Consider the following 13,535-nt stretch of genomic DNA (forward strand, 5'->3'; position numbering starts at 1 on the left):
CCGCCTCGCGGTGACATCGTTTTTATGTCAACCTTGGTCTAACAGAGCCTTTTCTTTTGCGGCGGCCACATCTTCCGTCTGCAAGGCAGCTGCACCGGTGGGGGAACTGGTTTCTGCCGCGATCGCCGTTACGGGGGGGGGCGATTCCCGCGACAAGTGCCGCGGAAAGGGCGATGCCCACAGTTGCTCGTCTTGCTCTTCTTGCGAGAATGTCGTTCATCTCGGCACCTCATTTCAAGGGTCGGCGGCTCGGCTGGTAGCACTACTGTAAGTATACCAAGCGATTGGCGCGCCGCTGACCGGGCATGCGCACCCCTCCGCTTCTCTGGAAACCGAATCCCATTAGAAATGACGAGTTGTTTACGCTTCTTTTGGGCTCACCGTACTATCATGATTCGAATTGAGTGTGAATGATGATAGGGAGCGCCTTTTTATGATTGAGCTGCTCAGGCGTTTTGGTGGTAGGTTTCGCCGGTATATGGTGATCGGCCCTGCGTGCAAGTTAATCGAAGTGATCTTTGACCTGCTTACGCCGCTGGTGATTGCCCAGATGATCGATAAGGGCATCGGCGCACACGATGTCAACGCCGTCGTCCACTACGGCATGGTGCTTGCCGCCATGGCCGTGATCGGCATCTCGTTTACGCTCGTCTGCCAAAAGATGGCGGCGCTTACCTCGCAGGGCATGGGTACCGACATTCGCGGCGCACTCTACAAGCACATCAACAAGCTGAGCTATGCTGAGCTCGATCGCTTTGGCACGCCGTCGCTCATCACGCGCATTACCAACGACGTCAACCAGGTTCAGCTCGCCGTGGCGCTGGGCGTGCGCATGCTCATCCGCTGGCCTTTCCTGGCGGTGGGCTCCATGTGCGCGGCCCTTGCCATCGACCTTAAGCTCGGCATCATCTTTTTGATCTGCACGCCCGCTATCGGCCTGGTGTTTTGGTTTGTCATGGCGCGCTGCATCCCGTACTACAAGCAGCTGCAGGCAAAGCTCGACCGCATCGCGCTTATCTGCCGCGAAGACCTTTCAGGCGCTCGCGTGGTTCGCGCCTTCGTGCGCGAGGACCACGAGCGCGAGCGCTTTGCCCAAGCTGCCGATGACCAGGCCAATACTGCCATCGCGGTGGGTAAGCTCTCGTCGATCCTTAATCCCGTCACGTTTTTGGTGATGAACCTGGGCGTGTGCGCCATCCTGTGGGTGGGTGGCATCCAGGTCAACGTGGGTGAGCTCACGCAGGGTCAGGTCATGGCGTTTGTGAACTACATGACGCAGACCCTGACCTCCATCGTGTACGTCGCCAACCTGGTTGTGGTCTTTACCAAGGCGAGCGCCAGTGCGTCGCGTATCAACGAGGTGCTCAATTGCGTGCCGAGCATCACCGACGAGGGCAACCAGCCGGTCGCGCTGCCCAAGCCGGGCAATGCCGCCCCAGTTCCCGCGCTGAGCTTTGACCATGCGAGCTTCTCCTTTGGCGCGGGCGCGGCAAATGCCGTCAACGATGTGACCCTGGAACTCCCACTGGGCAAGACGCTCGGCATTATCGGCGGCACGGGCAGCGGCAAGTCCACACTCGCCTCGCTTATCTCGCGCCTGTACGATGCGAGCACCGGCAGCGTGAGCGTGATGGGCTCCGACGTGCGTGCCTGGCCGCTCGATCAGCTGCGCCATGTGGTCGCGGCCGTCCCGCAACGCGCGTCGCTGGTGAGCGGCACGATCCGCAGCAACCTGACCTGGCGTGACGAGTCGGCGACCGACGAGGAGCTCTGGGCGGCACTCGACATGGCGCAGGCGAGCGAGTTCGTGCGCAACAAGCCGCAGGGGCTCGACGCCGCGGTCGAGGCGGGCGGCAAGAACTTTAGCGGTGGCCAGCGCCAGCGCCTGACTATTGCGCGTGCCCTGGTGGGCTCGCCACAGATCCTGATTATGGACGACTCCGCCTCGGCGCTCGATTTTAAGACCGATGCGGCGCTTCGTCACGCCATTCGCGAGCGCAGCATGCGCGGCGCTGCCGAGGGCGGTCTGCCGCTGACTACGGTCATTGTGAGCCAGCGCGTTTCGACCGTGCGCGACGCCGACATGATCTGCGTGCTCGACCACGGCTCGGTCGCGGGCCTGGGCACGCACGATGAGCTCTACGCGACCTGCCAGCTCTATCGCGAGATTTGCCAGTCGCAGCTGCGCCGCGAGGAGCTCGAGGGCCAGCAGGGGAGCGCGACGTCCACGTCCACCCCAGGCGCCGCGTGCGCCCTGGCATCCACTTGCGCAAAGGAGGGCTGCTAAATGAATCCGTACACTTCCTCCGGTTCGGTCGCCACGATGACGGCCAACGTGTCCGGCAACGATAACCTCAACGACCTGGGTGACGGTCCGCGCCAGCCCGGCGACCCCGAGCGCTATCCCGCCGGTGCGGTGACTCGCCGCCTGCTGGGCTATGTTCGTCCGCACCGCGTCTCGTTTGCGGCGTCGTTTGTGAGTGCCGCCGTCTCGGTGATCCTGCAGCTCTACACGCCCATCCTCATTGGCGAGGGCATCGACCTGATCGTTGCCGCGGGCCAGGTGGACTTCGATGCGCTGCTGCCGCTCGTTACCAAACTCGCGCTCGTCGTGGTGGGAGCAGCGTCCTTCCAGTGGCTGCAGGGCTATTGCGTCAACCGCCTGTCCTACGAGACGGTGCGTGACATGCGCGTGGAGGCGAGCGACAAGCTCAGCCGTATGCCGCTCAGCTTTATCGACAGCCATGCCCACGGCGACCTTATGAGCCGCGTGGTCAATGACGTCGACCAGGTGGGCGACGGTCTGCTGCAGGGCTTCACGCAGCTCTTCACCGGCGTTATCACCATCGTGGGCACGCTCGCGTTTATGCTCTCCATTAACCTGGCCATGACGCTCGTGGTGGTGCTCGTCACGCCGCTTTCCATTTTTGCAGCCGGCGCCATCGCCAAGCTTTCCAACAAGAGCTTTACGGCACAGCAGCGCATCCAGGGCCAACTTGGTGGTCATATCGAGGAGTACGTAGGCGAGCAAAAGCTTGTCGACGCCTTTGCCTACGGCACGCACGCTCAGCAGCGCTTCGACGCCCTCAATGCCGAACTCTATACGGCAGGGGAGCGCGCGCAGTTTATGGGCTCGCTTTCCAACCCCGGTACGCGCTTTATCAATAACATCATCTACGCCGTGGTTGCCGTCATCGGCTGCGTGGGCGTGATCACGGGCGTGCCCGCGGCGCTCACGGTGGGCGGCGTGCAGATCTTCCTGTCCTATGCCAACCAGTACACCAAGCCGTTCAATGAGGTCACCAACGTCATCACGCAGATCCAGACCGCGTACGCCTCGGCGCGCCGCATGTTTGCGCTGCTCGATGCGCGCGAGCAGGAGCCCGACGCGTCGGACGCCGTAGAGCTCGCCGCCCCGAAGGGCGAGGTCGCCTTTGAGCATGTGGACTTTAGCTACGTGCCCGACCGCAAACTGCTGCAGGATATCTGCATCGATGCCAAGCCCGGCATGCGCTTTGCCCTGGTCGGTCCTACGGGCTGTGGCAAGACGACGCTCATCAACCTGCTGCTGCGTTTTTACGATATCGATGCTGGGCGCATTGTGGTGGACGGGCGCTCGTCGCGTGACTACACGCGCTCGAGCCTGCGCCGTGCCTTTGGCATGGTGCTGCAGGACACCTGGCTGTTCGAGGGCACGGTGGCGGAGAATATCGCTTACGGTTGCCCCGATGCCACGCGTGAGCAGATTATCGAGGCCGCCAAGCGCGCGCACGCGCACAAGTTTATCGTGCAGCTGCCAGGCGGCTACGATACGCTCATCGGCGAGGACGGCGGCACGTTTAGCCAAGGTCAAAAACAGCTGCTGTGCATCGCGCGCGTCATGCTCACCGATCCGGCGATTCTGCTGCTGGACGAGGCGACGTCGAGCATCGATACGCGTACCGAGCTGCAGGTACAGGCGGCATTCGACGAGCTCATGGCCGGTCGCACAAGCTTTGTCGTGGCGCACCGCCTGTCGACGATCCGCAACGCCGACTGCATTCTGGTCATGCGCGACGGCCAGATTATCGAGCGCGGCACGCACGACGAGCTGCTGGCGGCAGACGGCTTCTATGCCGAGCTCTACCGCAGCCAGTTTGCCCAGTAAGCACGGTCGTGGGGCAAATTAATCAATCGACAGAAGGTGGTTTACATCTGTCACGTTAGTACTAAGATATTCATCTAATAAATTGCATTAGTGGCTTTAGTTTTGGGGGAAACGAGGCAACGTGACTATGACGTGCTCTTTGGTGGTTAACAGCAAGAGCGGTAATACCAGGATGGTTTCGGGTGCGATCAAGCGCGCTCTGCAGGCTGCGGGCGTTGAGTTTGTCCATGCCGCGGCGTTGAGTGACGATGCGGATGCAGATCAGGTTGCGCTCGAGGCGCAGGGGGCCTGCGCGGCCGACATGGTGCTCGTCGGTTTTTGGTGCGACAAGGGCGCGTGCACGCCTTCGGTCGCGGCGTTGCTCTCCGCCTTGCACGGCAAGCGCGTGTTCCTGTTTGGCACCTGCGGCTTTGGCGCCGACCAGAGCTATTACCAGCAGATTATCGACCGCGTAGCTTCCAATTTGGCTGGGGATGCCGAGCTTGCGGGCTGGGCGATGTGCCAGGGTAAGATGGGCCCTGCGGTCAAGCAGCGCTACGAGGCCATGCTCGAGCAAGATCCCGACAACGCCCGCTTTAAGATGCTGCTCGACAACTGGGTTGCCGCGAAGGATCATCCCACCAAGGAAGATATGGATAACATGGCGGCGGCGGCCAAGAAGGCCGTGCTGGGCGAGTAACTTCGTCGTTCGCGGTCCTTCGTGCAAAACAATACAAATGTGAAAGCCTCGAAATTCTCGAGGCTTTTTTCTTGACACTCGTGGGCGCAACTGTGGCAAGCGTTTGGGGGTGACACTTTCCATCACCCCGATGACGAGACCGTCCTGGACGACACGCTCTCATGCGTTCGCTGGATGTATTCAGAGTGGGACGGGCTTTCCGGATGGATGGGGATTCGGAAAGTGCGTCCCAGAATTTGCCTTTGGAGTGGGATGCAGTTTCCGGTTGAGGGCTCTGGCGGAAAATGCGACCCGGAATTTGCGATCAGAGTGGGATGCGCTTTCCCAACAGGCTCTCAAGCGGAAACTGCGTCCCATTCCGAAGGCAGATTCCGGGACACACTTTCCGAATACAAAGAAGGCCACTTAATGTGGCCTTCAACTTATATATGTTCAGCGGATGCCCCCATGACAAGCCGTGCTCCAACAACAAGGCGTCTGTCCGGGCGGAGGCATATAAGGTTCATCGCGAGTTCCGCACGCAAAGGGGGCCACTTAATGTGGCCCCCGTCTTGCGCAGGACTGTTTGAGCAGCAGACCTTTCCCGCGCCTCCGCCTGCCGCCGATTCGGGCCCCCGACCCTGTTACTTGATCTTCGTCGTGCCCGGCGCCAGGTTGGGGTCGGTCTCGTTGGCCTCGGTCTGGAAGTGCTCCGTATAGACGTTCTTGCCGTCGCGGAACATCTCGTAGTACTGCATCTTGGCGTAATCCTCGCGCGCCTTGGTGGCGGCTGCGGCAGCGGCGTCGTCACCGGTGACGTTGGAGGAGAGCGCCCAGCGCAGGCTGGCGTCCTCGTAGCCCACGGAGTTGATGGCGGGCAGCGACTCGCGCAGCGTCATATGCGCCTTCTGGTAGTCGGTCAGCGGTGCGCCGATCAGCTGCATGAGCTGGGTGGACAGGTAGTTGGTGGACAGGTCGTCGGTCTCACTCGTCTGGTCGCAACCGGCAACGTCGTAGTTAGCCCAGATGATGTAGTCGGTCTGCCACAAGCGCTCCTGATGCGTGGCGTCGTCCTCGCCGGTAAACCACTTGTCATTGAACTTGGACGGGAAGAACGGCTGATGGTCACCCCAGAACACCACGACCACCTTGCGGTCGAGTTTGCTCAGGGCGTTGAGGAAGTAACGCAGCGCCTGGTCGGACTGCTCGATGCACGAGACATACTCGTCGACATCGGAGAGCGTGCCGTCCTCGACGGTCTTGGCGTCCAGGTCGGTCGTGTCGATGTTGAGATGCATCTGCTTGTCGACCGGCAGCAGACCCGTGTCGTAGCCCGAGTGGTTCTGCATGGTCACGTCGAAGATGAACTGCGGGTCGGCGTTCTGGTCGAGCAGCTCAAGAATCTTGTCGTAGGTAGCCTGGTCGGTCACCATGCCGCGCAGGGTGTCGGCTCCCTGGAAGTCGTTGATGGACAGGAACTGGTCAAAGCCAAAGTCCTTGTAGACGTTCTCGCGGTTCCAGTTGGTTGCGTGGTTGGGGTGCATGGCCGTGGTGGAATATCCGAGCGACTTGAACTGCTCTGCCAGATTCCCAGTCGTTTCCATGTTGTAGATGGTGTAGGGGTACACGCCCGAGCCCAGGTTGGCCATGGAGTTGCCGGTCATAAACTCAAACTCGGTATTGGCGGTACCGCCGCCGTAGGCGCTCACGTAGAGCTTGCCGCGGCTGAGGCAGTTGGACAGGCTCTTAAAGTACTGCGGGCCCTCGTAGCCGGCGCGCATGTTCTGGTAGATGGATAAGTCCGAGAAGGTCTCGTTCATGATGGCGATGACCGTGGGCTTCTCGCTGTCGAATTGCTCCTTTGCGGCGCTGCGCTCGTCACTCTTGGCCGCATCGGACTTGTCGTAGGCCTTGGCGTACTTTTTGAGCGTGGCCTTGGCATCGTCAACGGAGTAGTCGGCGGGTTTGGGCGGCTTGATGGACTGTGCTGCACTAATAAAGGCAGGCAGATAGCCCTCGCGCCAGTAGCTCTCGAGCGGGCGCCAGGTGTAGACGGTGATGCCGAGGGTGTTGTAGTAGTCGATGAGCGTGACGTGTGCGGTCACGCCGCCCAGGCACAGCACGGCGACAAGCAGGTTGGTGAGCAACATGCGCTTGGCGTTGGCGGCACCCTTCTGACGGTGCGGCGCTACCAAGCCGGCGTACTCGCATAGCAGCATGGCGATGGCGGTAAAGCCCATGGACAGCACGCAGAACAGCGAGATCGAGAAGGTGTAGCCGTTGCCGGCGACCGCGGCGGCGGTGGAGATGGCCGAAAGGTCGCCCGGCTGGATGGGCATGGATTTAAACGTGATGACGAAGAACTCGGCAATGCCCAGGACAAAGAGGGCAAAGGCCAGGACCGCGGGAGCTGCGCCGTGGCGCTGGAATAGGAAAAACAAGCCGGTCATGAGCACGGTGATGATGGCCCACTCGAGCAGGATGCACAGGGGGTAGACCCAGGTAAAGTCGTGGTTGGACGAGACCTCCATGCCAAGCAGCGCAAAGACGCCGGCGAGCAGCAGGCATAAGACGGCGGCGACGAGCGGGCGGCCCACAAAGGCGCCGCGCAAACGAGCGAGCTTGCCGGTGGGGGCGGGGGCATCGGTAGCAGCGAACGCAAAGACGCGCGGTGCGATGCGGTCGCGTGCGATGCTGGCCCAAGCGCAGCCGGTGAGGATGGCGTTGGTCAGGATGAGCATCACAAAGGCGAGCGGCTCGTTTTGGGCGACGAGGCCAATGGCGCCCCAAATGGTCAAAAAGAGCTGGAACAGGCCGAAGGCGACGCTCCACCCAAGAGCGCTTTTGGCAACGGTGCCCGACTTTGCGCAAATGGCCTTGGCCTCGCGCGAAACAAGGTAGACGGTCGCCGCAAGACCGACGAGCGAGATGGCGGCAGCGAACATGCTGAGACTCCTCACAAACTAAAACCTACGAAAGCGGGGATTTACCCGATTGTTACCAAGATATGCGCAGCATTTGACGGCCGCGTACAACAACCAGCCATAATAACGCGCGCGTATGGCAGTGTGGCGCAATGTAGTGGCGACCTGCGCGATAATGGACGGGAATTACACGGAAACGTAAAGGCTTCTTAAAGAAATGGCAGGGATGGGTTATGGACGAGCGGGTGTGTACGACGGCTGCGGATGCGTGCGGCTATCCGGTCGAGACCACGGGCAATGCTGTATTGGACATCTTGGAGCACCGTTCCTCTACGCGTGCCTTTGCGCGCGATGACGACGGTCGCCCCGTGGCGGTGACCGACGAACAGCGGGCGGCGATCTTGCATGCGGCGAGTCGCGCGCCGTCGGCGGGCGCCATGATGATGTATTCCATCGTAAGCATTCGTGAGCAGGCTACGCTCGATCGTCTTGCCGACCTGTGCGACCACCAGCCCATGATCGCCAAGGCGCCCTGGGCACTTATATTTGTGGTCGACTATGCCAAGTGGATCGATCTGTTTGAGCACGTGGGCTGCTTTGAGCCCGAGTTTGTCGAGCGCACGGGCAAGGCGCCCCGCCGCGCGCCGGGTTTGGGCGACTTTGCCATCGCGGCGCAGGATGCCGTGATCGCCGCGCAAAACGCCGTGGTTGCCGCCGAGGCCCTGGGGCTGGGGAGCTGCTACATCGGTGATATCGTCGAGAATGCCGAGGAAGTCGCCGAGTTGCTGGACTTGCCTCCCTATACCATGCCGCTGTCGATGCTCATCATCGGCACGCCCTGCAAGGAGCGCCCGGCAATCGCGCATCCCGTGGTGAACCTGGTGCACGAGGAGCACTACTGCCGCGCCGATACCGCGACCATGGATGCGCAGGTGGCCGAGATGGATGCGATGTTCCGTCCGCATGCCCGCGAGGTGGGCGAGCGTGTGGTGGATATCTACACCCGCAAGCACACGAGTCCCTTTATGGCCGAGATGAGCCGCTCCATGGAATGGTGGTTCAAAAACTGGCTCGGCAAATGACGGATGTGACAAAGGAACGGCCCCTTTGTCGCATTCCATATCACCGCGGTGGCCTAAAGGCCGCATAAATGTTTATCTAGCTGGGAAAACGGTGCCATTAAAATATGGGCTGATTACCTATAATCCCGTCGAACGTTAAAATTGGGAGGAAACCGGCTTATGGAACAAAAGGCCAAGGAAGCAGCTTCGCACGCTGCGATTCCTGTGAGCATCTCGGCGATGCTCGTCACGCTGGGCGTGGTGTACGGCGATATCGGCACCAGCCCCATGTATGTAACCAAGGCGCTCGTTGCCGGCAACGGCGGCATAGGAAGCGTCACGCAGGAGTTCGTGCTCGGCGCGCTCTCCCTTGTCGTGTGGACGGTCACGCTGCTGACGACCGTCAAGTACGTGCTGATCTCGCTGCGCGCCGACAACCACGGCGAGGGCGGCATCTTTGCCCTGTACAGCCTGGTCAAGCGCTGCGGCAAGTGGCTCATCATCCCCGCCATGCTGGGCGGCGCGGCGCTCCTCGCCGACGGCATCCTGACGCCTGCCGTTACCGTCACCACGGCCATCGAGGGCCTGCGCACCATCCCGGCGGTCCATGCCGTGCTCGGTGACGACCAGGGTCGTGTCGTCGCCATCACGCTTGCCATCATCATCGCGCTCTTCTTGGTGCAGCGCATCGGCACGGCCAAGATCGGTCACGCCTTCGGCCCCATCATGACGCTGTGGTTTTTGTTCCTGGGCGGCACGGGCCTGTTCTTTGTCTGCCAGTATCCCGCGGTGCTGCTGTGCCTCAACCCGTTGCGTGGCATCGCTTTTCTGCTGAGCCCCAATAACCATGCGGGCATCATGATTTTGGGCAGCTGCTTCCTCGCTACCACCGGTGCCGAGGCGCTCTATTCCGACATGGGCCATGTGGGCCGCGGCAACATCTATGCCACCTGGCCGTTCGTTAAGTGCTGCCTGCTGCTGTCCTACATGGGCCAGGGCGCGTGGCTTATCAACAACGCCGGCAACCCGGAGCTCATGGGTATCGCCGACCTCAACCCCTTCTACCAGATGCTCGCCCCGGGTCTGCGCCCCTTTGCCGTCGGCCTTTCCACCGTCGCGGCCATCATCGCCTCGCAGGCGCTCATCACCGGCGCATTCTCGCTGGTGTCCGAGGCCAGCCGCCTGGACCTCATGCCGCATATGCAGGTCTTCTATCCTGCCGAGACCAAGGGCCAGCTCTACATCCCCATGGTCAACAACGTCATGCTCGTGGGCTGCGTCGTCGTGGTGCTGCTGTTCCAGAACTCGGCGCACATGGAGGCCGCGTACGGCCTGGCTATTACCCTGACCATGATGTGCACGACAATGCTGCTCTTCTTCTATCTGCACGTGGAGCGCAATCTCAAGGTCGCGCCGTGGATCTTTGCCGCCTTCTTCCTTATGCTCGAGGGCTTCTTCTTTGTGAGCTCGCTCACCAAGTTCTTCCACGGCGGCTATTTCACCATCCTTATGGCCGCACTCATTATGGGCATCATGGTGTGCTGGTACAACGGCACGGCGGTCGAGCGGCGTCAGTTTACGCTGCTGCCGCTGCGCAGCTATCTACCGCAGCTCAAGCGCCTGCGCGACGACGATCGCTACGAGCCTATGAGCGACAACATCGTGTACCTGACCAAGGACACCAACACCGACTATATCGACCGCGATATCGTCTACTCGATTCTGGACAAGCATCCCAAGCGCGCCCGCGCCTGGTGGTTCGTGAACGTCGAGACCATGGACGAGCCGCATACCTTTGCCTATTCGGTCGAGACGTTTGGCACCGACTATGTTTTCCGTGTGCATCTGTACCTGGGCTACAAGGTTAACCAGCGCGTGAACGCCTACCTGCGCCAGGTTGTTCAGGATCTGGCCGCCACGGGCGAGCTGCCGCCGCAGATGCACGACTACTCGGTTTACAAGGATCCGGGCAACATCGGCACGTTCAAGTTCGTCATGATCCGCAAGCTCCTGGCGCCCGAGAGTGACGTGGAGCCGAGCGAGCGCACGGCCATCACGCTCAAGTACATCATCCGCCGCTTTGCCGGTACGCCGGCGCGCTGGTATGGCCTGGAGAACTCCAACGTGAGCTTTGAGTATGTGCCGCTGTTCACCAAGTTCAAGGCTGTGAACAAGATGCAGCGCCTGGCCCCCAACGAGCGCCCGTAGTCGACGTCTGCTGTTTGTCTAGCGACCGCAGGCTGCAAAGGCTATACACTTGGAACCACCACAAGGAGGCCACCACCGCAAAGGTGCCAGTCCCCTTTGTGGTGGTTTTTGTTTTTGAGAGAGGGGCGGGGCGCTGATGGACGTCCGTGCGGACGGCGATATTGCCGAGAACTTTTGGTGGCGGCGTACAACGCTGACGCGTCGCAGCCCTCTGTATGACGCCTGCGTATCGGCGGGGCTGCTAGCCGCGGCGACGATTGTGGGCGCGCTGCTCGACCATCCGGGGCTCGCGCCGAGCATCATGATCGTCTATGTGTTTGCCGTGCAGCTGTGCGCTTTCTTTACCTGGAGCCGCCTGTACTGCCTGCTGAGCTCGGCTGCCGCCGTGGCGCTCTACAACTTCTTGTTTGTCGACCCGCGCTACGCGCTGTCGTTTATCGACCGCGTCTATCCCGGCATGTTCTTTATCATGTTTGCGGTCTCGCTCGTATCGAGCTCGATCGCGCTGGCCCTGCGCCGCGCCTTGGCGCAGGCTGCCGCCAGCGACCGTCGCACGCAGATGGTGCTCGAGACCAACCGCATGCTGCAGCGGTGTGGCGATCAGCAACAGATTGTGCACGCTATGGCAACGCAGCTGGCGCGTCTTTCGGACTGTCCGGTCGTGTGGTATAGCGCCGATGCCGATAACGATGACCTGCTGCCGCGCACGATGTACACGGCCGTGGGCGATGCCGCGCCGGTACACCAGCTGGTGCCGCAGATGCCGCCGCGGCTCTCGGCGTCCGCCTATGTGGGAACGCCGCTCGATGCCACCTATGGCGCCTCGGCGTTCTACGGCATATACCTGACCGTGCGCTCGGGCGACACCATGGTGCGCGCGGGCGATCCCGCCTCGGTGGTGGGGGTGTTCGCCATTGTCGCCGAGCCCGATGCGCTGACGCCCGAGGAGCGGACGCTTGCCGATGCCATCGTGAGCGAAGGCGAGCTGGCGCTCGATCGCGCCCGCGCCATGGAGGCTCGCGAGGAAGCGGCGGTGCTCGCCAAAAACGAACAGCTGCGTGCCAACTTGCTGCGCTCCATCTCGCACGACCTGCGTACGCCGCTCACCAGTATTTCGGGTAATGCCGACGTGTTGCTCGACCAGGGCTCGACCGGCACGGCCGTGCTTGACGACCAGACACGCCGCGGCATGCTCCTATCCATTCGCTCGGACGCGCAATGGCTCAACGCCACTGTCGAGAATCTGCTCGCCATCACCAAGCTCGAGGGTGGCGGTATGCGCCTGTCGACCACGCTCGAGCTCATGGACGATATCGTCGAGGAGGCGCTGCGCCACGTGAACCCGGCCGTGCGCGAGCACGATCTTAAGGTGGTGGCGTGCGATGAGCCGGCGCTCGTCAACGTCGACGCGCGCCTGATGGTGCAGCTGGTGGTCAATCTGGTGAACAACGCCATCGCCTATACGCCCGCGGGCTCGCATATCGTAATCTCGATTGGCGTCCATGATGGATGCGTGGCGTGCTCGGTTGCTGATGATGGCCCGGGCATTGCGCCCGAGGACCGCGAGCGGATCTTTGAGTCGTTCTACACCGCCAACCATGGCCTGGCCGACAGCTGCCGCAGTGTGGGCTTGGGGCTTTCGCTCTGCCGCTCCATTGCGCTGGCACATGGCGGTAGCATAGAGGTTACCGCGGCGGACCCGCACGGTTCGGTCTTTACGATTGAGCTTCCCGCCGCCGACGTTTCGTTTGATAAGGAGTAGCGCTGTGCCGAACTCTGCCGTGAAACCGCTCATCTTGGTCGTTGAGGACGATCCCGCCGTCCGCAACCTTATCGTCGCCGCGCTCGAGGCGCACGGTTTGCGCCATATGGCTGTGGAGACCGCCCACGCCGCCATCGCCGCCGCTTCGTCGCAGGCGCCGAGCATTGTGCTGCTCGATCTGGGCCTGCCCGATATGGACGGCGTCAAGGTGGTGGAGTCGGTGCGCGCGTGGTCGGGCATGCCGATCATCGTGGTTTCGGCGCGCAGCGAGGACGCGGACAAGATCCGAGCGCTCGATGCCGGCGCCGATGACTACCTGACTAAGCCGTTTTCGGTCGAGGAGCTGCTCGCGCGCATTCGCACCACGCTCAGGCGCCTTTCGTATGCGCAGGCGGGCGGTGTTGTCTCCGAGGGCTCGTTCGATACCGGCGAGTTGCATATCGATTTTGATGCCGGCATCGCCACGATGGATGGCGAGGAGCTGCATCTGACGCCGATCGAGTATAAGTTGCTCTGCTTGCTGGCGCACAACGCCGACAAGGTGCTGACGCACCAATTTATCCTGCACGAGATCTGGGGCACGGCGACCAAGAGCGACCTGGCGAGCCTGCGCGTCTTTATGGGTACGCTGCGCAAAAAGATCGAGTCCGATCCCGCGCATCCGCGCTATATCCAAACGCACGTGGGCATCGGTTACCGACTGGTCACCCAAGGCTAGATCGCCAACCACCATTCCAATATGAGTTGCGGTGAAATAGTTCCTGTTTGGGCCTTT

General features: G+C 61.6%; 8 protein-coding genes. 7 read left to right on the top strand and 1 reads right to left on the bottom strand.

Features of this window, described 5'->3' with window-relative positions; translation table 11 throughout:
- The first annotated feature begins 433 nt into the window (after positions 1–433).
- From DWW51_RS06020 to bilS, 3 genes are all read left to right on the top strand, one after another.
- Positions 434–2,287, top strand: coding sequence for an ABC transporter ATP-binding protein (locus DWW51_RS06020; RefSeq protein ID WP_117773856.1), 1,854 nt, complete (start codon positions 434–436; stop codon positions 2,285–2,287).
- Entirely contained in the window at positions 2,288–4,147 is a 1,860-nt protein-coding gene (locus DWW51_RS06025; protein WP_117773857.1) for an ABC transporter ATP-binding protein, read from the top strand.
- A 127-nt stretch (positions 4,148–4,274) separates the two neighbouring features.
- A complete protein-coding gene (gene bilS, locus DWW51_RS06030) occupies positions 4,275–4,826 on the top strand; it encodes a flavodoxin family protein BilS (RefSeq protein WP_117773858.1) in 552 nt (183 codons plus the stop codon).
- Between the two features lie 623 nt (positions 4,827–5,449).
- Here bilS and DWW51_RS06035 read toward each other — a convergent pair.
- Positions 5,450–7,750 (bottom strand): LTA synthase family protein, encoded by a 2,301-nt coding sequence (locus DWW51_RS06035; RefSeq protein WP_117773859.1) that lies wholly within the window; start codon positions 7,748–7,750, stop codon positions 5,450–5,452.
- Positions 7,751–7,962: 212 nt separating this feature from the next.
- Here DWW51_RS06035 and DWW51_RS06040 point away from each other — a divergent pair, with 212 nt between their 5' ends.
- From DWW51_RS06040 to DWW51_RS06055, 4 genes are all read left to right on the top strand, one after another.
- Positions 7,963–8,811 (top strand): nitroreductase family protein, encoded by an 849-nt coding sequence (locus tag DWW51_RS06040; RefSeq protein WP_117773860.1) that lies wholly within the window; start codon positions 7,963–7,965, stop codon positions 8,809–8,811.
- A 159-nt stretch (positions 8,812–8,970) separates the two neighbouring features.
- Entirely contained in the window at positions 8,971–10,998 is a 2,028-nt protein-coding gene (locus DWW51_RS06045) for a KUP/HAK/KT family potassium transporter (protein WP_117773861.1), read from the top strand.
- Between the two features lie 136 nt (positions 10,999–11,134).
- Entirely contained in the window at positions 11,135–12,760 is a 1,626-nt protein-coding gene (locus DWW51_RS06050; RefSeq protein ID WP_117773862.1) for an ATP-binding protein, read from the top strand.
- Positions 12,761–12,764: 4 nt separating this feature from the next.
- Positions 12,765–13,478, top strand: coding sequence for a response regulator (locus DWW51_RS06055; protein ID WP_197032188.1), 714 nt, complete (start codon positions 12,765–12,767; stop codon positions 13,476–13,478).
- Positions 13,479–13,535 lie beyond the last annotated feature (57 nt).

This window comes from Collinsella sp. AF15-51 (genome assembly GCF_003462845.1).
GTDB lineage: Bacteria > Actinomycetota > Coriobacteriia > Coriobacteriales > Coriobacteriaceae > Collinsella.